This is a genomic window from Bacteroidota bacterium (assembly GCA_016721765.1).
Lineage (GTDB): Bacteria > Bacteroidota > Bacteroidia > UBA4408 > UBA4408 > UBA4408.
The window spans coordinates 1400753-1424109 of the sequence record JADKHO010000001.1; the positions used below are offsets into that span (position 1 = coordinate 1400753).

Consider the following 23357-nt stretch of genomic DNA (forward strand, 5'->3'; position numbering starts at 1 on the left):
TTACCGCAACAAACTAACATTTCCTTGTTTTATCAATTCATCGTTATTGAGGCAAATAATACGTGCATAATAAGCATATACAGCAGGTTCTGCGATCGCACCTTTGTAAAATCCATTCCATCCTGATTTAGGATCATTGCTTTCAAATACTTTCTCGCCCCAGCGGTTGTAAACGATAAAATATAATTCCTTAATCTGATTCCCGCGAACGTAAAAAATATCGTTGTCGCCATCATTGTTTGGAGTAAAGGCATTGGGCACAAATACTTCGCTTTCGGCACAACTCAATTGAATTACATGCACCGTTACATTGGCCTCTCGTTTACATTCAAACGAATCTGTCATCACAACTAAATAGGTAATTGTTTCAGGAGGTGTGGCAGTAGGATTCGCAATAATAGCCGAATTCAAAGAGGAGGATGGACTCCACAAATAATTAAAATCATTTTGAACAGGAGTAGCATGAAGGAGTGTGCTTTGCCCGGCAAATAAAGTATCTTCATCCGTGCTGGCTGCTAATTGGGGCAGTTGTGAATAAGGTACAAACACAGTAACGGTTTTAGTTATTACACATGTGTCGCCATCCGCTGCAATTGCAGTAATAGCAACGTTATAGGTGGTAGTGCTATCTATTGTAACAATTGGATTTGAAACAGTATCACTACTTAATCCGTTTGCCGGGGTCCAGTTATAGGCAACTCCTCCAAAAGCAAAAATTTGAACGGGATTTGCGTCACAAAGTGAAGTATCATTTGGTCCAACCGCAGCGGCCAGTTTGGTGAGGTTCACCGGTAAACTTATCGTATCGCTGCAACCTGCCCAAGTACTGGCAATAAGGGTAGCAGTGAAGTTCCCGAAAAAAGCATAAGTATGCACAGGGTTTTTCAAAGTCGATGTTTGGCCATCCCCAAAGCTCCACTGCCAGGTGCTTGGAGCGGTAAAAGCATCGGCTGTTGAATCATGAAAACTCACTGTATTGCTGCAACTTTCCACATCGTAATCAAATCCCGCAATAAGTGGTGGATAAATATGAATAGTCAAGCTGGAAGTATCTTTGCACCCACTCTGATTGGCTTGATTAAAGGCAATGAGCGAAATTTGAAAAGTGCCGGTATCCGAAAAAACGTGAACAGGATTCACCGCAACAGAAGTATTCGCGGCAGAGCCGTTATCTCCAAAGTTCCACAAATAACTTTGACCACCGATAGAGGTATTTATAAAACTTAAATTTTTAGTGCCACAAATTACCGGATTTGCCTGAAAGGCTGATTTTGCTAAAAGCGTAACATTAACGCTTACCAGTTTTGAAACCAGACAGGTGTCGCCTAAACTATTCAAAACTTTTGCAGTAACCGTGTAAATAGTGGTGGAAGTTGGCGATGCAGTTGGTGTTGCACTGTTGGCATTGCTTAATGACGCTGCCGGAGCCCAAGTATAACTTATTCCACCACTTGCCGAAAGCTGAGTACTATCAAATTGGCAAATGGTAGCCGAAGCGCTTACAGTAACAGCAGGAACACTAGCTACAGTAATGGTTTGGGCATGTGTTGCCGAACATCCCAGCACAGATGAAGCAGAGAGGGTTACAGTATAAGTGCCTGCGGTAGTGTAGGTATGTGATGGGTTTTGTTGAGTAGAAGTAGTGCCGTCTCCAAAATTCCAAAGCCAGTTGTTAATCGGATGTCCGGGAAATACCGAACCATCAGAAAAGTTTACACTCATGCTACAAGTCGTATTTTGAGTAGTAAAGTTTGCAGTCATTTGAGGATAAATATTTACCGTTGCAAAGCAGGTATCATTACACGCTGCATTGTTGCTATACGCTACAAGGTAAGTAGGATAGGAACCGGGTCCCGGATAAGTGTAACTGGGCTGAAAGACTGTGGATGTATCAGCTTGTGTATTTGGGTCGCCAAAATTCCACTTGTAATTTACCGCTCCAAAACTGTTGTTGTTAAATTGAACAGTATTGCCACCGCACACTACAATCGCCTGAAGGGAAGGAATGGGAATTACAATTTCAGAAACAATAAAATTCGGGCAAGCCACCACATTAAATTGCACATCGCGTTTGGTAGCTCCTAAATACACCCCATTTCGGTATTCCGATACTTGTACACCCACTACAAATTGACCTTGTGTATTAGGCGTTACGGTTAATGAACCCGTTTGAGGATTAATTGATAGCGGAACACCTCCCATTACATTGGCAAGGGTGTAAGGAGGATTAAAAGTGAGAGGAAAATAGGGAGGTGATAGTGTTGGAATGGGAACAGGAGCGCTGGCACTTGCACCATCCAATGGAGTGTATAGGCTATACACCATCGAATCGCCCTCAAAATCAAGTGCAGAATGATCAAAGGTGTAAGGGTAATTCAAACACAAAAACAAAGGTGGCAAATTTTTAAATACAGGATTCGAATTTTGAGTAGTTATTGTACTGCTTGGAATGCTGGCATAATAAGTGGCTCCCACTTGCCCGGGAGTGGTAATATTTTGAATGGTATTGTTTCGGCAACAACGTTGATACGCTAATTGATAGCCACCGGGAATAGGTGGTAAAACTTTAATTCCAAAATATTGCGCCCGCTGATAACAAATGCTGGCAGGTGGTGTAAAGCAGGTACTATTAATGGATGGAGCAAGGGTATCAAATGGAGGCAAAGCCAACTGAATGCTGTCAATAAAAACATCGTTAATGTCGAAAATACCAATGTGAGCGGGATCATCAAAAGTTGCACCCGGATTACCAAAGCAATCACGAAAAATGGTGAGACTAATTTCGTAGGTATCGTTTCCTATGTTCTTATACGTAAGCACACCTCCTACAATATGCGAGGAGTAAGCCTTTGAAGCAAAACATAAAAGAAAAACAACACTAAAAAATCTTAAAATAACCCCACGCATATTGCCTATTTGATGAGTAAATATAGCGCTTTGTGAAGTTTTTGCAAAATGATTTTTAAATTATGGAGATAAAACAAAAAAGTACTTAAATGCAAGATGAACTGTAAGGAAAACCAGATTCGAACCGGACACCTTCCTCCTGCGGCGAACGCTCGCACCCTTTCTCGCTCGCATCCTGTGAGAGAGTTTTATTTTTTTTGCATCTTGCCGGTAGTTAAATTGCCTCTCGCACAATAATTCAGATGTAGGTGCTATAGTAATAAACAACTATTTAGCACAAGCAAAGAACCTACTGTTAAGGGATGTATTTAACGTGAATTCTATAAAACAAAAAAGCCCCGCAAAAATGCAAGACTTTTAGTGGAGAATACCGGATTCGAACCGGTCACCTCTTGCCTGCCAGGCAAGCGCTCTAGCCAAATGAGCTAATTCCCCAAAAAATTTATTTTCAATTCTCGTTACGGTCACCTTTCCGCTTTTGAGAGACACTCTATCCAAATGAGCTAATTCCCCTTTAAAATTTGAGACTGCGAAAATATCAAAATCTTTTAATCTCAGGCTTAAAAATAGCTAACATTGTATCCGATTTCAACTAATTACTCAAAACTTTATTCTTATGCGTCAGTTTTTCAAGTTTATGTTTGCCTCTATGCTGGGCTTTTTAATTACGCTTTTTATTGTTATTGTTATTCTTGTTTCAGCAGTATCAGCCCTAGTAAAATCGAGTGCCGATGAGGTGGTGGAGATTTCCGGGAATTCCATTTTGCGCCTTGAACTCAACGATGAAATTTTGGATCGCTCTTCCAAAAACCCTTTTGATAATTTTAATTTTTCATCCTTTAAAACAGAGCAGCAAATTGGCTTAAACGATTTACTAAAGGACATTAAGAAAGCAAAAGAAGATGTAAATATTAAGGGCATTTTCCTTGATTTATCTTCCATTCCGGCCGGTATTGCTACAGTGGAGGAAATTCGAAATGCCTTATTGGATTTTAAAAGTTCTAAAAAATTCATTTTGAGTTATAGTGAATTTTACACCCAAAAATCCTACTACCTCTCCAGTGTTGCCGATGCCGTGTACCTTAATCCTGCAGGTGGAATGGACTGGAAAGGCCTAAGTGCTCAAGTATTATTTTTTAAAGGCACGCTCGAAAAATTGGAAGTGGAGCCTGAAATTATTCGTCATGGAAAATTTAAAAGTGCCATTGAGCCATTTATCTTAGATAAAATGAGCGATGCCAACCGACTACAAACCAAAACTTTTATTGGTTCTATTTGGAACCATGTGCTGGATGGGATTTCGGCACAGCGAAAAATAACAGTAGCTGAATTGGGAACACTTGCAAATACGCTGGCTATAAATAGTGCCGACGATGCGGTAGCAGCCCGATTGGTGGATAGCAAAAAATATTACGATGAAGTGAGCGATGAACTAAAGAAAAGAGCAGGAGTGAGTACAGATGAAAAATTGCCATTTGTGTCGCTTCAAAAATACCACCGTGTTTCGGGAAGCAAACACGATAAATTAGCCATGGATAAAATCGCCGTAATTTTTGCTCAAGGCGATATTGAAAGCGGTGAAGGAGATGACAAAACGATTGGCTCAGATAGGATTGCCGCAGCCATTCAAGAGGCACGATTAGATAAAAAAGTGAAAGCAATTGTGCTGCGTGTGAATTCTCCGGGAGGAAGTGCATTGGCTTCAGATGTGATTTGGAGAGAAGCAGTATTGGCAAAAAAAGTGAAACCATTTGTAGTTTCTATGGGCGATGTGGCCGCTTCCGGCGGATATTACATCAGCTGCGTGGCCGATAAAATTATTGCCAGTCCTAGCACCATTACCGGCTCAATTGGCGTTTTTGGCCTGATGCTGAATGCACAAAAGCTGCTGAACAACAAATTAGGAATTACCATTGATACGGTGAATACCAATAGCCATGCAGACTTTGGTTCTACCTTTCGTCCACTTAGTGCCGAAGAACGCACCACTTTGCAAAATTCTGTGGAGCGCGTTTACGATGATTTTATTACAAAAGTGGCAGAAGGCCGGCACAAAACAAAAGCAGAGGTAGATAGCCTCGGTCAAGGTAGAGTTTGGAGTGGTGCCGATGCGCTTCGTTTAGGTTTGATTGATGAATTTGGAGGCTTAGATAAAGCAATCGCTGTAGCGGCAAAATTGGCTAAAATGGATGAATACCGCATTTATAATTTGCCCAAACAAAAGGATGCGCTCGAACAAATCGTGAATGATTTTACAGGTGGTACCGAAACAAAATTGTTGAAAAAAGAATTGGGACAAAGTTACAATTACCTTCAGCAGTTGCGTTCTCTAGCGCGCGCTAATCACACCATTCAAGCAAGGATGGAATATGCGCTCGAAATTTATTAATGTGATAAATCGGAGTGATGCAGCAAGAATTAGTTCATAAAATAGTTGCTATCTTTGAATAGCAGTTTGAAAAAATAAGCTCAAAAGTATATGACAGAATCAGATGGTTTAGTAAAAGTAGGTATTTCGATTGGCGATTTTAATGGCATCGGAATGGAGGTAATCATCAAAACATTTATGGACAACCGCATGATGCAAGTTTGCACACCCATTGTTTACGGGTCATCACGCATTGCTTCCTTTCACCGCAAAGCACTTAATATAAACGATTTTAGTTTTAATATTATTAAAGATGCAGGTGCAGCAAATCCCAAAATGGCTAACCTTATTAATTGTTGGGACGAAGAGTTGAAAATGGATTTAGGCACAAGCACTCCCATTGCCGGCGAAAAATCAATTAAATCGTTAGAGCTTGCTGTGGCAGATTTGAAAAGTGGAAAGATTGATGTGCTTGTTACAGCTCCTATCAATAAACACAATGTGCAAAGCGATACCTTTAAATTTCCAGGACATACCGAATTCCTGGCCGAAAGTTTTAATACAAAAGATTACCTCATGCTTTTAGTAAGCGACGATTTGCGCATTGGCACCGTTACCGGACATATTCCGCTAAGTCAGGTACCGGCAGCTTTATCGATTGAAAAAATTTGCGCAAAAGTTAAAATCATGAACGAGTCGCTGATGCGGGATTTTGGAATACGTAAACCAAAAATTGCTGTATTGGGTTTAAATCCGCATGCCGGAGATGGTGGATTGCTCGGCGATGAAGAAACAAAATTAATTGTACCCGCAATCGAAAAGCTTAAGGCAGATGGATTATTGGTGATAGGGCCTTATGCTGCGGATGGATTTTTTGGTTCGAATGTGTACAAACAATTTGATGGCGTATTGGCCATGTATCACGATCAGGGATTAATTCCTTTTAAATCGATGGCCTTTGAAACAGGAGTAAATTTTACAGCCGGTTTGCCGGTAGTGCGCACTTCACCCGATCATGGCACAGGCTACGACATTGCCGGAAAGAATTTAGCTTCCGAATCATCCTTTCGAGAAGCAGTTTACGCGGCATGCGATATTTTTACCAAGCGACAAATGAATGCCGGCCTCCTTTCAAATCCGTTAAAAATAACAAACCAACGAAGAGAAAGAGGATAAGTCGCATTCGTTCTTCCAATCAATTCCGCAAAAATCCGTCCACCCCGCGTCATCCGCGTTCTATTTAAGCATCTATCCTTCTATAAAAATCATAAAGGAATCATAATCATCCTAACAAATCAGCGTTCTATTTTTTATTGCCAATCTGCACCAGAATAAAATCTTAAAAAAATCATAATCCTCTTCATAAATCAGCGTTCTATTTAAATACAACTAATTTCAAAAATGAAAATCAACCTTCATTTTTATATCCAAAATCTTCAATAAGCCCTTTCCCTTCGGCTGCAGCCACCGCTAATTCATCGCATCGCTCGTTTTCAGGATTTTCATTGTGACCTTTTATCCAAATAAATTTTACCTTATGTTTGGGATAAATGCGTAAAAAGCGTGCCCACAAATCCGGATTTTTTTTGCCCGAAAAATTTTTCTTTTGCCAGCCAAATACCCATTTTTTCTCTACGGAATCCACCACATATTTTGAGTCGGAATAAATGGTAACCTCACACCCATCGTTTTTTAAACTCTCCAAACCAACAATTACACTCAGTAATTCCATGCGGTTATTGGTTGTGAATTTATAGCCTTGCGAAATTTCTTTGCGGTGTTTTCCCGAAAGGAGCACTACCCCAAATCCTCCGCGACCGGGGTTTCCGCGCGATGAACCATCGGTATACATTGTAATATGTGGCATAAAAAGAGGTGTAAATTTTTCGGAAAGATAACGAACAAATGAATAGTTTGCAGGAACTCTTTTTTAGCTCCCGCTTTAAAGCAAAAGGAAATGCATGCTTTACGCTACGCTCAATCGCTCTGGTTTCACCCGTACTAAAAGGCGCATAATAACAAAACAAATCAGCAATTGCCCTATCCAAAACATCCACCAATTGTAATGTGAAGGTATATAGGTTGAAATGTCCGAAAATAGAGGTGTTTTGTTAGCCAAGGACCAAGTTTTTTCGTTGCTTCCAAATAATACTGCATTTAGGTAATCCTGCACAAATGAAAAGATAATTACTAAACAGCCTAGCAACAGGGCAAGCCATTCTTTTTTTTGTATTTCAAATTTTGGATTTTCTTGAAAATAAATTATGACGCAAGCCAATGCAATTAAGCTTATTGAAACAATGCAAGGCGCAAGCACCGGACCCACCCAGGGCATAGGAATTAAAAACAAAATATCCCAGGTAAAAAGGGAGGCTGGCCAATCTAAAAACAATTTTAGGAATACATAATAAAACAGATCCCAAATGGCAAAGCAATAAATAAAAAAAGCGAAACGTTGCAGTTTGTTAGTCCCGGCAACAATTCCAATTCCTGCCAGCATGAGTATGGTAGCGGCTTCTCTAAGCAATTCAACCCCTGCAATATCAAATGGAATGGGTACCAATGGAAAATTAAAACCATTGGGATAATATAATTTACGCAGGTAAATTACAATTGCTGTTTCCAAAAAGCCCATGGCAATACTGAAGATGCTTAACCAGAAAATGTTTTTTGAGTTGGAGTTCATATTTTTAATTTTAGTTTAATCGAGTTATTATTTTTTTAAACTTATAATTCATTCTTCTCCAGTAGGACTTAAAATCGTTACCCCCTGCCTGGAATGCATGATGATGGCCCAACCATACTGTTAAGATGATGGTATAGAAAGATAAGAAGTAGAAATATTTGCAAATGAATTTTTCAAAGCGGTTTTTGCCATGGAAAATTAGCATCAAACGTTCTGCTTGAAACACCACATGAGGTGCTTCATCTTGTAAGATATCGGTGCAAATGCTTTTCAGTAGCTCACATTGCGTTCCATCTTTCACGGATTTATAAAATAATTGAGCGCAGCTTTCTACAATAATTACGGCAACTGTCCACAGCTCCATACTGGAATTAAAATACCGCACTTTTCTAAAAAGGGTATCTCCCCAATTCTTTTTTAGGCGTGGAACTGCAATTAAATCGAGATAGGTTCCAAGATTATTTCCATGCTTTTGTTCCTCTTTAATAAAAAGTTTAACAGCTTCGGGATAATAGGGATCCTGTATTCTTTTTGAATAGGCTGTTGCGGCCTTTAATAAATGGCTTCCTTCGGATGTTTCGCCCAACTGCCAAGCTTGTAAGGATTTTACCAATTGTTTTTTTTCGCTTGCAGAGATGCTTGGCTGAATTGACCAATCGATGCGCTGGTGTTTGGCATTATTGCTAAAATGTTCCATCCATTCGAGGGAAGTTTTAACAGGTAATACTGTGGAAGTCATATTTTCATTGACTGCATTTTTAAGACTACTTAATTGCGCGATTAGCTTCATGTTTTAATTTTTGGAGATTAATTGTTTTAATTTTAAATTCTGTAAAAGCCCTTCGGTGGCAATACTCAATGGAAGCACAGGTAACCATGCGATGACAGAAAAGAAACTACTGTCGAAAAAGAACCTGAACCCTCCAAAGTTGGCAAACAGCAGCAGTGATAAAGCATTATCTACAATTACAGTTATCCAATAGTTTCGGCTGATTACTGTATTGTATTGTTCATATAAGTATACTTTGGGACATAAAATAGTATACCCATAAAACACTGTCAATAGAATTGAACTGGATACGGAAAGAAGTTTATCGGTATCGGAGTAATGCGATCCCCACCCATCAGTAGTATGCCCCTGTGGGGATAACGAACCCAATGTATATAGGAAGCATCCTAAGGTGGGTAAAAATGCCAGCACTGCGATGGTGACATTTACATTTTGCAACAGTTTTGCAGTTCTTTGTTCATTGTTTTGTTGATTTGCCATTCTCTTAATTTTTAGTGAGTTGTGCTCGTTAATTTTTATGTTCATTTATTGATTTTATTTAGAAAGTACTTTGAAATTCAAAGTTTGTTGATAAAAAAATTTTAGTTCCTCTTTTTTAATAATTTTTCAAGTGCGTCCAAATGCGCTCCAAAAGCCTTTTTCCCGACTTTGGTAGCGGCATAAGAGGTATTCGGTTTTTTACCCACAAATTGCTTGCTCACTTTTACGTACTCTATTTTTTCTAAAGCTGAAATATGACTGGCCAAATTGCCATCAGTTATGTTGAGCATTTCTTTCATCTCCCCAAAATCTACCGAATCATTCACCAGCAAGATCGACATAATGCCCAGTCGAATCCGGCTTTCAAATGCTTTGTTTAAATCGTCAATGTAGTTTTTCATTTTTCGTATTTGTTGTACATCACAATCCCATAAACAATATGCAACAAACCAAAACCCACTGCCCAAAATAAAAGTCCATATCCAATAAAAAAGGAAGCAATTAGGCCCAATGCAATTTCCAAAATACCTAAATAGCGAATATCGTTCAAGGTATATTTACTTGCGTTTATCAAAGCCAGTCCATAAAAAATAAGTGTTGCCGGTGCAACCAATCCCACCAAACCATGATAAAGTAAGGCCAAACAAAATAAGCCTCCACTCCCTAAGGGTAAAAATAAATTCACTAGCATGCGCTTAGCTGTACCATCCCAAATGGATTGATTTTTTTGTTTTGCCTTTCTTCGTGTCAATAAAATTCCTGAAGTAAGAGAAGCTATCAAAACCAAAATAGCATCCATAAAAAAGAAGGTAAAAAAGTCATTATTTACACTACCATCCGTGCCCACGGCATATTCATAATAATTGCTGGAAGTGAAATGCATATCCAAATGCAAATAGGCAGCGAAAGCGCCTAGTAAGGCAAATACACCCGCAAATACTCCCGACAATCCGCTTAACGATATAAAGCGTGAAGAACGCTCCATAAGCGAACGTATCTCAGTAAGTGTTTCTAAATGCTCGTTTTGATTTTTCATTTTGTCGATATTAAAAGTACTTTGCGGTACAAAGTTAGATATTATTTTTAAACGGCAAAATATTTTTTCAAAATTTTTCGATGTGAAATGAAATTGAACGGAAAACAAAATGTGTAAGAAACTTTTTCGAATAATTGCGATCGAATAGCAATAAATGAATACATAATTCAATTCATGAAATACTAAAAACCACCTAGTTTTCAAAACAAAAGCAAGGTGGTTGTAAGCCTCCTAAATAGGAATGAATTATTTTTTAACGGCTTAAATAAATCACTTAGTTCTTTTTCAAAAACGCGAACAATTCATCTTTCAATATCACTCTTTTTTTGCGTAATTCGTTCAAGTAATCATCATTCGAAATTTCTGCGCCGCTTTCAATGCGGTGAATCGCATGGTCGTTTTCGTGATAGTCTTCAAACAATTTTCTAAAGTGGTGATCACTTATTTTTAATTCGTGAATTTTTTCTTTCCATTCCGGAAATTCATGTAGTATATCGTGCTTTTCCATATCTCTTTTTTTGCAAAATTAAGCCCTTATCAAAACCCAAAAAATGACTACAATCATTAATAAACCTAAGGTATGTAATTTTAAAAAAGGAAAAAAAAATTAAGATGTAAACAATGTGCCTTCGACACGGTTGAAAAGTCGATTTAATTTCTCTCTTAAATAAAACTATTTTCGCTCCACATTTTAGCAAGCCTTAACATCAAACATGAATAAACTAAGCAACTTACTTTTCCTGCTGTTTCCTGCGTTTAGCCTTATGGCGCAACCACAAATCCAAAATTGGGAAAATGGAAATAAAAAAAGCGAAGAGAACTTTAAAAATGGAATGCAAGAAGGCAAATCCCTTTATTGGTATCAATCCGGAAAATTAGCTAAAGAGGTAAACTACAAAGGCGGTAAAGAAGAAGGAACCCTAACGCGTTACTACGAGGATGGCAAAACCAAAGGAATAGAGAATTACACTTTCGGAAATAAAAATGGTGCTTGGACGTATTTCTATAACAATGGAACCAAAGCCCAAGAGTGTTTTTATAAATTCAATTGGCTCGATAGCACTTGCAAAAGCTGGTACGAAAACGGAAACATAAAAAGCGAGGAGTTTTATAAAAAGAAAAAGAAGGAAGGCAAATGGGTGTATTATTATGAAAGTGGAAAGAAGCAAAATGAAGGCTTTTTTAAAAATAACTTGCAACAAGATAAATACACGGCTTGGTACGAAAACGGCAATATTGAAAAAGAAGGAACTTTTGTAAACGATACCATGCATGGAAAATGGACCAAGTATTTTACAAGTGGTAAAATGAAAGAAGAGGGCAACTATACTAGGGGAAATTACAGCCTTTTGAATTATTGGGATGAAAGCGGTAAACAATGGGTGAAAGATGGGAATGGACATTATATTTTATATTTTGATAACGGCGCTAAAAAATCAGAAGGCGATTATAAAAACGGTAAGGAAGAAGGAGAATGGAAATATTATCTCCCTGACGGTAAAGTGGAATACAGCCTAAATTATGTAGCAGGTAAGAAAGATGGAAATGGAATTTATTATTTTGATAACGGAAAAATAAACAAACAAGGCAATTTTAAAAACGATCTTAAAACGGGTATTTGGCAATGGTTTCGTAAGGATGGCAGCAAAGATATGGAAGGCGCTTTACTTGCCGATAAGCAAAGCGGACATTGGACCTATTATTTTGAAAACGGGAGAAAGGAATTTGAGGGAAATTACAAGGAAGGCATGCACGACAGCATTTGGACCTATTATTATGCCACCGGAGAATTATGGAAGAATGGCCCTTTTAAAGACGATTTAAAAAATGGAACCTGGACTACTTATTTTGAAAAGGGCCAAAAGCTGCAGGAAGGAAATTACTCCAATAATAAAGAGGAGGGATTATGGACTGCTTGGTATGAAAATGGACAAAAAAAGGATGAAGGTTCTTTTAAGGTGGGTTTGATGAATGGCGCCTGGATGGGGTGGTATCCCAATGGAAAACAAAGTTATAGCGGCAGTTATTTAGATAATGGTAAAGATGGACTGTGGGCCAATTGGAGTGAAAACGGTCAAAAGGTGAAGGAAGAAACGTATTTAAAAGGAAAACTCAATGGGCCCTGCGCGCGCTGGTTCGACAATGGAACAATAAAGGAAGTTGGTGCGTATGAAAACGATCGTAAAACAGGCACTTGGTCTTTTTATTATGAGAACGGAAATAAATTTGCAGAAATAAATTTTAAAAAGGGAATTCAGGAAGGTAAAAAGACTACTTGGTACAATTACGGTGGAATTTGGCAAAAAGGTCAGTTCATAAATGACCGCATGGATGGCAAATGGCAAACATTTGATAAAAACGGGAAACTTATCTCAACCGTATATTATAAGCGGGGAAAAATTGAAAAGGAGGAATAATAATTAAGCGCCTTCTTCTTCGGGATCAGAGCGAAAGCTCAACCACATCGCAATTGCAACAACCGAAACAACTCCCAAAATCATTAAAATGGAATTCAATGTGGCGTTTCCGGTTTTTGTGATGTGTTTCAATTCCTTGAACACACTTTTCATTGTTTTATTGGTGAAAGCAGTATCCGTTTTTTGAACTTCGGTGGTAGTTGCGGCGGCACTTGAATCAGCTGCTTGAGAAAAAGCAACCGGACTAAAAGAAATTGTTAAAACAAGTAGGAGTAAGGTTATAATCGTTAGTTTACTTGTAGTTTTTGTTCGGTCGAGGTACATATTCTTGCGATAAATCATACAAAAGAGATTGGTTTGAAAATATTTTTTTCAACTTTCAATGATACAAAAATAATACAATTTTCCAAATATTAGGGAGATAAAATTAACTAACCGTTCGATGAGTGGTAAATTTTATGCTTCAATTGAAAATATTTTGTATATTTGCACCCGATTTTAAGGAGAAATTATAAAAAGAGGGGACGAGTAGTCCCCTCTTTTATTTGATAAAAATGATTCAAGACAGCCAGATTCGCGACTTAGTAAAGGAGAAAATAGAAGGTACAAACTTGTTTCTTGTGGATGTTACGGTTAAACCGGGAAACAAAATTGTGATTTTAATTGATGGAATAAACGGACTTTCTGTGGATGAGTGCGTGAAAGTGAGTCGACATGTAGAGTTTAGCCTCGACAGAGAAGCGGAAGATTTTGAATTGTTGGTTTCTTCGCCCGGAGCCGATTCGCCGTTTAAAGTGCGGGAGCAATATAAAAAGTATGAAGGCAGAATGGTGGAAGTGATTACAAATGAGGGCAAGATCTGTAATGGAAAGTTATATTCATCGGATGAAGAAGGTCTTGAAATCGAAATGATTGTCCCTGTTAAAGGTGCAAACAAAAAAGTGAAAGCAACTGAAAAACAAAAATTTAACTATAATCAAATCAAACAAACAAAAGCAACTATTTCTTTTAAATAAAAATTAAAAACAATGGAAAGTATAAATTTAATTGAGTCGTTTTCGGAGTTTAAAGAATTTAAGAACATCGATAGACCAACCATGATGAGCATTTTGGAAGATGTATTCCGTAGCGCATTAGGTAAAAAATATGGTTCAGATGAAAACTTCGATATCATTATTAATATTGATAAAGGTGACTTGGAAATTTGGCACAACCGACAAATTGTAGACGATGAATTTGCAGAAGACAGTTTTGATTTTGATGAGAATAAACACATTAGTTTAACGGATGCGCAAAAGATTGATGCGGATTTCGAAATCGGCGAAGAGATTACACAACCTGTACGATTAGAAGATTTTGGAAGAAGAGCTGTATTGGCAGTACGTCAAAATTTGGCTTCTCGTATTATGGATTTGGAGAAGGATGGAATTTTCAAAAAATACCAAGAGCGTGTGGGCGATATTATTACCGGTGAGGTGTATCAGATTTGGAAGCGCGAGATTTTAATTTTAGATGATGAAGGCAATGAATTGATTTTGCCTAAAACAGAACAAATTCCTTCCGATTTCTATAAAAAAGGAGATACCGTGCGCGCAGTTGTTTCGAAGGTAGAAATGAAAAACAACTCGCCTGTAATTGTTCTTTCCCGTGTTTCTCCTGTATTTTTGGAACGCTTGTTCGAGATGGAAGTTCCCGAAGTGTTTGACGGTTTAATCACTATTAAGAAAATTGTACGTGAACCGGGCGAAAGAGCTAAAGTTGCAGTAGAATCGTACGACGATCGTATTGATCCGGTGGGTGCTTGTGTAGGTATGAAAGGCTCACGTATTCACGGAATTGTGCGCGAGTTGAAAAACGAAAATATCGATGTAATTAATTTTACTACAAATGCTAGTTTATTTATTACACGTGCCTTAAGTCCTGCAAAAATTACTTCGGTAAAAATTGACGATGAGACAAAAAGAGCAGAAGTGTTTTTAAAACCCGATCAAGTTAGCTTAGCTATTGGAAAAGGTGGACACAACATTAAGTTGGCAGGAAAATTAACCGGTTACGAAATTGATGTTTACCGCGATAGCGACGTGGATACTGATGATGTGGATTTGGAAGAATTTGCAGATGAAATAGATGCTTGGGTGCTGGATGCATTAAAAGCAGTTGGTTGCGATACCGCAAAAAGTGTGTTGGAATTAACTACCGATGATTTGGTTAAACGCACCGATTTGGAAGAAGAAACAATTAAAGAAGTAAAAGAAATTTTACAAGCTGAGTTTGAATAAGCAATCAATTTTTTTGAAAAGATTGCATTTTTTTGATGAATTTTAAACCCTATTACAAAGCGTAAAGCAATATATGTCTGAAACCGGAGAAATAAGATTATCCAAAGCACTAAAAGAATTTAATGTTGGTATCGACCATGCCATCGCATTTTTAGCGACTAAGGGTCAAAAGATTGATAGGAACCCGAATGCAAAAATTTCCGGAGAGGCGTATGCTTTGTTGTTAAATGAGTATGCTTCTGATAAAAAGGCAAAAGATGATTCTAAAAAAATTGATGCCATTTTAAAGCCAAAAAAAGAAGTAATTGAAGAAAAACCGAAAGTTGTTGAAGCTCCGGTAATTGCCAAAAAAGTAGAACCAGCACCGGTAGAAGTTCCTAAACCAATTGTTGTTCCAAAGGAAGTGGAACCAGTGGAAGAAAAAGTTAAGGAAACTCCGAAAGCAAAAACTACTAAAAAGGCAGTTGAACCAGAACCAGAACCGGAAGTAATTCCTGCTAAAACAGAGGAAAAATTAGAAGGCCCAAAAGTGTTAGGGAAATTAGACTTGTCGACCATCAACAGCAAAACAAAGCCAGACAAGAAAACTAAAGCACAAAAGGAAAAAGAAGAAGCCGCTGCACAGGAAGAGAAAAAAGCGGCAAAAAAATCTTCAAGAAAAGCTGCAGAGGAGAAAGAAGAAGAAGAAAAGAATGCAAAAAAGAGTGCTAAGAAAACAAGCCCTGAGCCGGAAGTAGTAGCTCCTCCAACTCCCGAAGTAGTTGCACCAGCACCAGCACCAACAGCGGTTGTTGAAGAAAAGCCTGCAGTTCCTGAAATTGAACACCACAAAACAAATTACGAAAAGCTGGAAGGTCCTACCATTCTTGGTAAGATAGAACTTCCTGTGAAAGAGGACCGTAAAAAACCGGTTGCTTCTTCAAGCGGATTCGATTTAGATAAGTCAAAGAAAAAACGCAAGCGCATTCGTAAGGGAGGAACTTCTTCTACCGATAGTTTTGATCCGAATACAGGCCCTAATCGTCCTGTGTTGCCTGCTAACCCACGTCCACAGTTTGGTGGAAATACCGGAGGCGGTGGATTTAAAAAAGATAATCGCGAGCGCAGTAAACCATTTGTAAAAGCAGAACTTACTCCTGAAGAAATTCAAGCGCAGATTAAAGAAACGTTAGCTCGTTTGAGCGGAGCCGGTAAATCAAAAGCATCGAAACACCGCCGTACAAAACGTGAAGAAGGAACCGCGCAACGTCTCGAAGATATGGAGATGCAGGAGGCAGAAAAGAAAGTAATTAAGGTTACTGAATTTGTTTCGGCCAATGAATTAGCTTCCATGATGAGTGTGCCGGTGAACAACATTATTTCCACCTGCATGAGCCTTGGAATTTTTGTTTCGATTAACCAACGTTTAAATGCTGAAACAATAAACATTGTTGCCGAAGAATTTGGATATACTGTTGATTTTGTGAGTGCAGATGTGCAAGTAGCCATTGAAGACGATGTAGATAAGCCCGAAGAATTAGAATACCGTTCTCCAATTGTTACCGTGATGGGACACGTGGATCATGGTAAAACATCCTTACTGGATTATATTCGTAAAGCGAATGTAATTGCGGGTGAAGCAGGAGGTATTACCCAACACATTGGTGCATACAGCGTTCAACTCGACAATGGAAAACGCATTGCATTCTTAGATACACCGGGTCACGAAGCGTTTACCGCGATGCGTGCACGTGGAGCGCAAGTAACCGATATTGTAATTGTTGTGGTTGCTGCCGACGATAACGTGATGCCTCAAACGAAAGAAGCAATTAATCATGCGCAAGCTGCAGGCGTACCTATCATTATTGCCATCAATAAAATTGATAAGCCGGGAGCAAATCCGGACAAAATTCGCGAAGAGTTATCGCAAATGAATATTCTTGTGGAAGAATGGGGTGGAAAATATCAATGTCAGGAAATAAGCGCTAAGAAAGGTACAAACATTGATTTGTTGTTGGAAAAAGTACTGTTGGAAGCAGAAATATTAGACCTGAAAGCAAATCCAAATAAAAATGCAGTGGGTGCAGTTATTGAATCTTCTTTAGATAAAGGTAGAGGATATATCACTACTGTTTTGGTTCAATCCGGTAAAATTAAAGTGGGTGATATTGTGTTGGCTGGATGTTACAGCGGTAGAGTGAAAGCTTTATTTAACGAACGCGGTGTAAATGTAAAAGATGCTGGACCATCTACACCTGCATTATTGCTTGGTTTAAGTGGTGCACCAACTGCAGGGGATAAATTTAAAGTGATGGACGATGAGCGGGAAGCGCGTGAAATTGCTACTAAGCGGTTGCAATTGCAACGTGAACAAGGGTATCGTACACAAAAGCACATTACACTTGATGAAATTGGTAGACGTTTGGCGATTGGTGATTTTAAGGAATTGAATGTGATTGTAAAAGGAGATGTGGATGGTTCAATTGAAGCATTAACGGATTCCTTACTAAAACTTTCTACAGATAAGATTCAGGTAAATGTGATTCACAAATCGGTTGGACAGGTTACTGAATCGGATGTATTGTTGGCTTCGGCATCCAATGCCATTATCGTTGGATTCCAGGTGCGTCCTTCGGGAAATGCACGTAAATTGGCAGAACAAGAGCAAATTGATATTCGTTTATACTCCATCATTTACGATGCTATTAACGAAATTAAATCGGCGATGCAAGGAATGTTGGCGCCTGAATTTGAAGAAAAAATTGTGTGTAACATCGAAATCCGTGAAGTGTTTAACATCACCAAAGTGGGAACAATTGCAGGATGTATGGTGTTGGATGGAAAAGTTACCCGAAATACTAAGGTTCGAATTATCCGCGATGGAATTGTAATACATACCGGAGAACTAGGTTCATTGAAACGTTTTAAAGACGACGTGAAAGAAGTTACCACCGGTTACGAATGTGGATTAAACATCAATAATTTTAACGACATACAACCGAAGGATATTATTGAAGGATACGAAATGGTGGAATTAAAAGTGAAATTGTAAAATCACTTTTGAAGCATTTGGTACGCGCTATAAGCGTACGCCATTAATAGTTTAACTAGAATAGTGGAAATTGAAATCCGGCTGTTAAGATTACTTCGCCGGTAAAGAAGTGATGCTTTGCTTTTCCGGTGCCAATAACGAGTACATCCATGTAATTGGCAAATGTTCCCTTACCGGTAAATTCTAAAAAGGCGTATTTAAATAAGTCGTATCGCAGTCCGGCTTCCACCCCTGCAATATAACCCGCAATGTGAAATTTATTATCGAGGTGATTGCCTAAAATGGCTACATCCGTTTTGGGGATTACAATTCCAACGCCCGGTTTAACCACGGCGCTGAGCCAGTGTTTTTTATTTGTAGAAACCAACAAATTATGACGTTTCAGCAAGTTAATCATCAAAAAATTAGCCCCATTTGTATGTTCAAATTTCAATAAAGAGGGTGTAACGAGTGTATCGGTATCGTAGTATTGGCCGTGGATGGTTCCCTTTAAATGTGCTACTTGATTATCCACCATGACATATTTTGCATGATCAAAATTGATTTCAATACCAAGGTCTTTTTTGTTGTTGAAATAATACCCTAGTCGGTAAACGTATTGCGGCACGGCTAAGGTAGTTCCAAAAATATCTTTAAATCCCGGACGGTCTTTTGCTTTTAAATCGTATAAGGTAAAATCATAATTTCCGGCACCTTCATCTTTAAAATGGATATCGCTTTTAGTGAAATAATCTTTGTTGTAGCCCCAGCTCATATAAAAAGTTCCTTTTCCAACACGCGATTGTTGTGGGCAGTTGCAGCGCTCAACATCCTGCGCAAGCAGAGAATTAATAGAGAAAATAAGTAGTAGCAGTAAGGCTGATTTTTTCATGCCGCAAAAGTATAAATAGTGTTCAATTAATAGCTGTTAAAAAGAATGGAAAAGGCGTAAAATAGCCATGATAGTTATCAGTAGTTAGGATTCTTGAAAAAGGGGCTGGGTGATGAGGATTACTTCGGCTAAGGGACTAAACAAATAAACCCGTTTGGAACCCACTTCTTCACATTTAAATCGCTTTCTTATTTTCTCTCCTTTTACAAAATAGCGGTTTTTACCGTATTTAAAATTGGCGCCATAAGGGATTTCTTCGATGTGCAAAACAGCACTTTTTTTAGTGTCGTACTTTCGCAGCACACGCAATAAATTCACATCCGCACAGCTGGATGCTGCAGGGTTGGTCATATAGTCGCTCAAGGCTTTTAATACATCTTCCGGAAAAATTTCTTGGTGTAAAAAGTAACGCATTAAATTTTTGTATTCCGTTTTCCATTCCACACCATGTGGAAGCACTTTACGATATACTTGCTTGTATTTTTCGTAAGTAGTGAGGTGTGCGATTTCGTGTACAAGCGTAATCAAAAATGAAAACTTGTTGAGGTTGTGATTGATGGTAATGAGATGGCGGCTTTTGTGCATGGGCGAGCGGTAATCGCCGAGTTTGGAAGCCCTGTTTTCGGTAATTTTAAGGTTAAAATTAAAATGCAATATCCAATCCGCCATAGTATCCACTGCGGGTTCAGGAATATAATGCCGAAGAATTTCTTTGTATTTTGCTTTGTGGTCAATCATTTCTAATCCAACACGAATGTACTAAGAATTGTTCCTTATTTTAAGAACCAATATGCAATAAAGCTGCTGATATAGGCTAATGCCCCCATGTACACAAATTGGATAAGAGGCCATTTCCAATGTTTGGTTTCGCGGTACACCACGGCGATGGTGCTCATGCATTGCATGGCAAATACGTAAAAGAGCATGAGGGAGATCCCCACTGCAGGGGTAAACACCTTTTCGCCGGTTTTGGGGTTAATTTCTGCTAACATTTTTTCGCGTATCGATTTGGTGTTTTCTGCATCGCCCACGCTGTAAATGGTGCTCATGGTTCCTACAAACACTTCGCGTGCAGCGAGCGAGGTAACCAACGAAATTCCGATTTTCCAATCAAATCCAAGGGGCGCAATGAAGGGCTCAATTTTTTTACCGAGTATTCCGGCATAGCTGGATTCTAGTTTTTCGGATGCTTCTTGAGCGTTAATTTCAGCGGGTGTTAGTTGAGCCGTGATAACAGCACTTGTGTATTTTGCTTCAATTTCCTGAAACTTTTTTCCGGGCGCATAAGAAGAAAGCACCCATAAAATAACGCTTATGGCGATGATTACTTTACCGGCATCAAATAAAAACACCTTTACCTTTTCGACCATGGTATAGCCCACATTTTTCCAACGCGGTACACGATAAACCGGGAGCTCCATGATGAAATAGCTTTTTTCTTTTGACTGCAAAATAAATTTCATAATCCAAGCGGAGAAGATGGCTGCCAAGAAACCAATTAAGTACAAGCCCATCAAGACCAATCCCTGCAGGTTAAAAAAATAATAGCGCGCGTCCGAAGGAATTACTAGAGAAATAAGCAAGGTGTAAACCGGCAAGCGAGCGGAACAGCTCATCAATGGTGTTACCATAATGGTGATGATGCGCTCTTTCCAATTGCCAATGTTGCGGGCACTCATAATGGCCGGCACCGCACAGGCTACACCGCTGATGAGTGGAATTACAGACTTGCCATTTAAGCCAAATTTACGCATGAGTTTATCCATAATAAAACTTACGCGACTCATGTATCCGGTATCTTCCAGTATGGCTATAAATGCAAATAACAAGGCTATCTGCGGAATAAAAACCGCTATCCCGCTAAGGCCTGCAATGATTCCATTCACCAACAAATCGTTGAGCACACCTTTGGGTAAATGCTGGGCAGTGAAGCTCGAAAGTTGAATAAAGAGCGCCTCAATCAAGTCCATTGGGAACTTGGCAAAGGTGAAGATGGACTGAAAAACGATAAACAAAATGAATAAAAAAATCAGGTAGCCCCAGATGCGATGTGTGAGGATGCTATCGAGTTGGGCGGTGTGTTTGTTGGTGGTTTTTTCTTTGCCCTCCACAACAGTGCTTTCCATAATTTCGGAAATTACTTTGTAGCGTTCAATTGATTCAAGCGCTTGTAGTTTTTTAGGTTCGAAGTTATGGTGGTCGAGTAATTTTTGAAGTGCGGCTTTCTTAGTAGAATTGAGGTTAACCAGCGAAATAATATTTAAATTGTTGGCCAAAATAAAGGCTGAAAAATCGCAATTTACATTCACGATTTTTTTCATTTCCTCAATGGTTTCCGGCGCAATTTTATTTATTTGAATAAGGTCTTTTCGACTGGGTTGTGCAGTGGTATGCGCAATGGCTTGTTTTAATTCTTCGATGCCTTCTTTTTTTCGGGCATTCAGTTTTATAACAGGCACACCTAAGCGTTCGCTCAGTTTTTTTATATCTATTTTGATGTTGTGCCTTTCCGCCAAATCCATCATGTTGAGCGCAAACACAACAGGAATTTTTAGGTCAATTACTTGCGAGCACAAGAAGAGACTACGTTTTAAATTAGTGGCATCTGCTACCAAAATGGTAACATCCGGAAAGTGTTCGTTTTCGGGGTCGCAGAGTGCTTGAAAGGCCACTTCTTCGTCCATTGATTTTGGATATAGGCTGTAGGTTCCCGGTAAATCGATTAGCGTTGCTTTTTGTTTAGAACCAGAGCCGCCCAATTCAATTTCGCCTGTTTTTTTATCGACGGTAACGCCCGGAAAATTTCCAATCTTTTGATTAAGTCCCGTGAGAACGTTAAAGAGCGTAGTTTTCCCACAATTGGGATTTCCAACGAGTGCTACATGTATTGCATTATTTGAATCTACTTTGGCCAAGCTTTGTGGAAAGTTGTATTAAATTGAGAAAGCGGTATTGCTGCCTTTTAAAGCAAATTCATTTAGGATATTTTTACAATAACAATTCATAACACAAATTAGTTTCGATTTACTTTTTCAACTAAAATGGTTGCCGCTTCGGCCTTGCGCATGCTAAGTAAATAACCGGCAACCGAAATGGCAATAGGATCGCCCAAGGGTGCAGTTCTTTCTAAACGCACCAATTCACCGGGAATGCAGCCCATCTCTAAAAATTTTAACGACATCTCTAAGTCGGTAAAGGAAAGAATAACAGCTGAATCGCCGGGCAATAATTCTGCTAAATGCATTGACAACAGTAGGCTTTAACTTATTTAGAATTATTCTAAATATTTAGTTTACGAAAATAGAAATTAAAAATGGATTGCAGAGGTAAGGAAATGAAATTACCTACTAATAGGGAGTGGTAAAATGGATTAAAATAAAAAAGCAGGCGATGAATACCGAATTTGTATGGTTATAAATATTTTGGATTCAGTATTTTTAAGATATTTGTACAAAACCCATTTGTTATGAATAAGAAAAAAGGTGTCAAAACATTAGGACAATTCATCATTGAAAAACAGGCCGATTTTCCATTTTCTAAAGGGGAGCTTTCCCGTTTGTTGCGCGATATTGGCATCGCTTCAAAAATTGTGCATCGTGAAGTAAACAAAGCCGGATTGGTGGATATTTTAGGAAATGCAGGAAGTACCAATGTGCAAGGGGAGGAAGTGAAGAAGTTGGATATTTTTGCCAATGAGCAATTTATATCGGCTCTTAGTTCAGGTGGAGAGTGTTGCGCCATTGCTTCAGAAGAAAATGAAGATATTATTTTGGTAGAAAATGCCGTTTCAGAAAATGCTAAATATGTGGTTGCATTAGATCCACTGGATGGTTCTTCCAATATTGATGTGAATGTTTCAGTAGGAACAATTTTTTCGATTTACCGCAGAAAGTCTTTGTCGGGGCCGGCCATGCTGGAAGATTTTTTACAAAAGGGAACAGAGCAAGTAGCTTCAGGCTATGTTATTTATGGTTCTTCCACCATGTTGGTTTATACCACCGGTAAGGGAGTGAATGGATTTACACTAGATCCAAGTATTGGAGAGTTTTGTCTCTCGCATCCGGATTTTAAAATTCCTGAAAACGGTAAAACCTATTCCATTAACGAAGGCTATTATGTGCACTTTCCGGATGGAGTAAAAAAATACATCAAGTATTGTCAAGAAGAAGATACTCCAAGCAATCGTCCTTATTCCTCACGCTATATTGGCTCGGCTGTTGCCGACATTCACCGCAATTTAATTAAGGGTGGAATATTTATTTATCCAACCACCAGCAGCAATCCCAAAGGAAAATTGCGTTTAGTTTATGAGTGTAATCCACTTGCATTTATTGTGGAGCAAGCTGGGGGGCGCGCTACCAATGGATTTAAACGTGTCTTGGAGGTACAGCCCGAAAGTCTGCATCAACGCGTACCACTTTTTATTGGTTCGTGCGAAATGGTAAAAAAGGCTGAAGATTTTATGCTGGAATTTTCGGCTGAAAAAGTTTAA

Annotated in this window: 20 protein-coding genes and 1 tRNA gene; 7 read left to right on the forward strand and 14 right to left on the reverse strand. The window is 38.7% G+C overall.

Features of this window, described 5'->3' with window-relative positions:
- Both IPP32_04890 and IPP32_04895 read right to left on the reverse strand, forming a co-directional pair.
- On the reverse strand, positions 1-2907 hold the full coding sequence (locus IPP32_04890; protein MBL0047421.1) for a PKD domain-containing protein: 2907 nt from the start codon (positions 2905-2907) through the stop codon (positions 1-3).
- 361 nt (positions 2908-3268) lie between these two features.
- Positions 3269-3342: transfer RNA gene (locus IPP32_04895), tRNA-Ala, on the reverse strand.
- 181 nt (positions 3343-3523) lie between these two features.
- Here IPP32_04895 and sppA point away from each other — a divergent pair.
- Positions 3524-5296: a signal peptide peptidase SppA gene (sppA, locus tag IPP32_04900; GenBank protein ID MBL0047422.1), complete on the forward strand. Its 1773-nt coding sequence runs from the start codon at positions 3524-3526 to the stop codon at positions 5294-5296.
- Between the two features lie 90 nt (positions 5297-5386).
- A complete protein-coding gene (pdxA, locus tag IPP32_04905; protein ID MBL0047423.1) occupies positions 5387-6451 on the forward strand; it encodes a 4-hydroxythreonine-4-phosphate dehydrogenase PdxA in 1065 nt (354 codons plus the stop codon).
- Between the two features lie 232 nt (positions 6452-6683).
- On the opposite strand, the gene rnhA is transcribed toward pdxA, so the two are convergent.
- The 7 genes from rnhA to IPP32_04940 form a co-directional block, all read right to left on the reverse strand.
- Positions 6684-7142: a ribonuclease HI gene (rnhA, locus tag IPP32_04910; protein ID MBL0047424.1), complete on the reverse strand. Its 459-nt coding sequence runs from the start codon at positions 7140-7142 to the stop codon at positions 6684-6686.
- Between the two features lie 99 nt (positions 7143-7241).
- Positions 7242-7961 (reverse strand): hypothetical protein, encoded by a 720-nt coding sequence (locus IPP32_04915; protein ID MBL0047425.1) that lies wholly within the window; start codon positions 7959-7961, stop codon positions 7242-7244.
- A gap of 10 nt (positions 7962-7971) precedes the next feature.
- A complete protein-coding gene (locus IPP32_04920) occupies positions 7972-8700 on the reverse strand; it encodes a ferritin-like domain-containing protein (GenBank protein MBL0047426.1) in 729 nt (242 codons plus the stop codon).
- 54 nt (positions 8701-8754) lie between these two features.
- Complete coding sequence (locus IPP32_04925) at positions 8755-9276, reverse strand: hypothetical protein (GenBank protein ID MBL0047427.1); 522 nt, start codon at positions 9274-9276, stop codon at positions 8755-8757.
- Between the two features lie 56 nt (positions 9277-9332).
- Positions 9333-9632, reverse strand: a complete 300-nt coding sequence (locus tag IPP32_04930) for a transcriptional regulator (protein ID MBL0047428.1) — start codon at positions 9630-9632, stop codon at positions 9333-9335.
- On the reverse strand, positions 9629-10267 hold the full coding sequence (locus tag IPP32_04935; GenBank protein MBL0047429.1) for a hypothetical protein: 639 nt from the start codon (positions 10265-10267) through the stop codon (positions 9629-9631). Before IPP32_04935 ends, IPP32_04930 begins: the two co-directional genes overlap by 4 nt.
- A 274-nt stretch (positions 10268-10541) precedes the next feature.
- Positions 10542-10775 carry a DUF465 domain-containing protein gene (locus IPP32_04940; protein MBL0047430.1) on the reverse strand — a complete coding sequence of 78 codons (234 nt, stop codon included), beginning with the start codon at positions 10773-10775 and terminating at the stop codon, positions 10542-10544.
- 205 nt (positions 10776-10980) lie between these two features.
- Between IPP32_04940 and IPP32_04945 the strand changes: the two genes are divergently transcribed.
- Positions 10981-12684, forward strand: a complete 1704-nt coding sequence (locus IPP32_04945) for a toxin-antitoxin system YwqK family antitoxin (protein ID MBL0047431.1) — start codon at positions 10981-10983, stop codon at positions 12682-12684.
- A 3-nt stretch (positions 12685-12687) separates the two neighbouring features.
- Here the strand turns inward: IPP32_04945 and IPP32_04950 are convergent, their stop codons facing one another.
- On the reverse strand, positions 12688-13026 hold the full coding sequence (locus tag IPP32_04950) for a hypothetical protein (protein MBL0047432.1): 339 nt from the start codon (positions 13024-13026) through the stop codon (positions 12688-12690).
- A gap of 212 nt (positions 13027-13238) precedes the next feature.
- Between IPP32_04950 and rimP the strand changes: the two genes are divergently transcribed.
- The 3 genes from rimP to infB all read left to right on the forward strand — a co-directional run bounded on the left by rimP (position 13239) and on the right by infB (position 17994).
- Positions 13239-13700 carry a ribosome assembly cofactor RimP gene (gene rimP / locus IPP32_04955; GenBank protein ID MBL0047433.1) on the forward strand — a complete coding sequence of 154 codons (462 nt, stop codon included), beginning with the start codon at positions 13239-13241 and terminating at the stop codon, positions 13698-13700.
- A gap of 12 nt (positions 13701-13712) precedes the next feature.
- A complete protein-coding gene (nusA, locus tag IPP32_04960; protein MBL0047434.1) occupies positions 13713-14963 on the forward strand; it encodes a transcription termination/antitermination protein NusA in 1251 nt (416 codons plus the stop codon).
- Positions 14964-15036: 73 nt separating this feature from the next.
- The gene (gene infB, locus IPP32_04965; protein ID MBL0047435.1) at positions 15037-17994 is read left to right on the forward strand and encodes a translation initiation factor IF-2; all 2958 of its coding nucleotides are present in this window, start codon (positions 15037-15039) and stop codon (positions 17992-17994) included.
- Positions 17995-18049: 55 nt separating this feature from the next.
- Here the strand turns inward: infB and IPP32_04970 are convergent, their stop codons facing one another.
- From IPP32_04970 to IPP32_04985, 4 genes are all read right to left on the reverse strand, one after another.
- Positions 18050-18865 carry a hypothetical protein gene (locus IPP32_04970; protein MBL0047436.1) on the reverse strand — a complete coding sequence of 272 codons (816 nt, stop codon included), beginning with the start codon at positions 18863-18865 and terminating at the stop codon, positions 18050-18052.
- An 84-nt stretch (positions 18866-18949) separates the two neighbouring features.
- Positions 18950-19603, reverse strand: coding sequence for a sprT domain-containing protein (locus IPP32_04975; protein MBL0047437.1), 654 nt, complete (start codon positions 19601-19603; stop codon positions 18950-18952).
- Between the two features lie 35 nt (positions 19604-19638).
- A complete protein-coding gene (gene feoB, locus IPP32_04980) occupies positions 19639-21753 on the reverse strand; it encodes a ferrous iron transport protein B (GenBank protein ID MBL0047438.1) in 2115 nt (704 codons plus the stop codon).
- Positions 21754-21878: 125 nt separating this feature from the next.
- Positions 21879-22109 (reverse strand): ferrous iron transport protein A, encoded by a 231-nt coding sequence (locus IPP32_04985; GenBank protein MBL0047439.1) that lies wholly within the window; start codon positions 22107-22109, stop codon positions 21879-21881.
- Between the two features lie 222 nt (positions 22110-22331).
- On the opposite strand from IPP32_04985, the gene fbp reads away from it, so the two are divergent.
- Positions 22332-23357, forward strand: a complete 1026-nt coding sequence (gene fbp, locus IPP32_04990) for a class 1 fructose-bisphosphatase (protein MBL0047440.1) — start codon at positions 22332-22334, stop codon at positions 23355-23357.

Coding starts and splice junctions, on each gene's coding strand:
- IPP32_04890 (MBL0047421.1), bottom strand. CDS start 2,907: ATGCGTGGGGTTATTTTAAGATTTTTTAGTGTTGTTTTTCTTTTATGT.
- sppA (MBL0047422.1), top strand. CDS start 3,524: ATGCGTCAGTTTTTCAAGTTTATGTTTGCCTCTATGCTGGGCTTTTTA.
- pdxA (MBL0047423.1), top strand. CDS start 5,387: ATGACAGAATCAGATGGTTTAGTAAAAGTAGGTATTTCGATTGGCGAT.
- rnhA (MBL0047424.1), bottom strand. CDS start 7,142: ATGCCACATATTACAATGTATACCGATGGTTCATCGCGCGGAAACCCC.
- IPP32_04915 (MBL0047425.1), bottom strand. CDS start 7,961: ATGAACTCCAACTCAAAAAACATTTTCTGGTTAAGCATCTTCAGTATT.
- IPP32_04920 (MBL0047426.1), bottom strand. CDS start 8,700: ATGACTTCCACAGTATTACCTGTTAAAACTTCCCTCGAATGGATGGAA.
- IPP32_04925 (MBL0047427.1), bottom strand. CDS start 9,276: ATGAACATAAAAATTAACGAGCACAACTCACTAAAAATTAAGAGAATG.
- IPP32_04930 (MBL0047428.1), bottom strand. CDS start 9,632: ATGAAAAACTACATTGACGATTTAAACAAAGCATTTGAAAGCCGGATT.
- IPP32_04935 (MBL0047429.1), bottom strand. CDS start 10,267: ATGAAAAATCAAAACGAGCATTTAGAAACACTTACTGAGATACGTTCG.
- IPP32_04940 (MBL0047430.1), bottom strand. CDS start 10,775: ATGGAAAAGCACGATATACTACATGAATTTCCGGAATGGAAAGAAAAA.
- IPP32_04945 (MBL0047431.1), top strand. CDS start 10,981: ATGAATAAACTAAGCAACTTACTTTTCCTGCTGTTTCCTGCGTTTAGC.
- IPP32_04950 (MBL0047432.1), bottom strand. CDS start 13,026: ATGATTTATCGCAAGAATATGTACCTCGACCGAACAAAAACTACAAGT.
- rimP (MBL0047433.1), top strand. CDS start 13,239: ATGATTCAAGACAGCCAGATTCGCGACTTAGTAAAGGAGAAAATAGAA.
- nusA (MBL0047434.1), top strand. CDS start 13,713: ATGGAAAGTATAAATTTAATTGAGTCGTTTTCGGAGTTTAAAGAATTT.
- infB (MBL0047435.1), top strand. CDS start 15,037: ATGTCTGAAACCGGAGAAATAAGATTATCCAAAGCACTAAAAGAATTT.
- IPP32_04970 (MBL0047436.1), bottom strand. CDS start 18,865: ATGAAAAAATCAGCCTTACTGCTACTACTTATTTTCTCTATTAATTCT.
- IPP32_04975 (MBL0047437.1), bottom strand. CDS start 19,603: ATGATTGACCACAAAGCAAAATACAAAGAAATTCTTCGGCATTATATT.
- IPP32_04985 (MBL0047439.1), bottom strand. CDS start 22,109: ATGCATTTAGCAGAATTATTGCCCGGCGATTCAGCTGTTATTCTTTCC.
- fbp (MBL0047440.1), top strand. CDS start 22,332: ATGAATAAGAAAAAAGGTGTCAAAACATTAGGACAATTCATCATTGAA.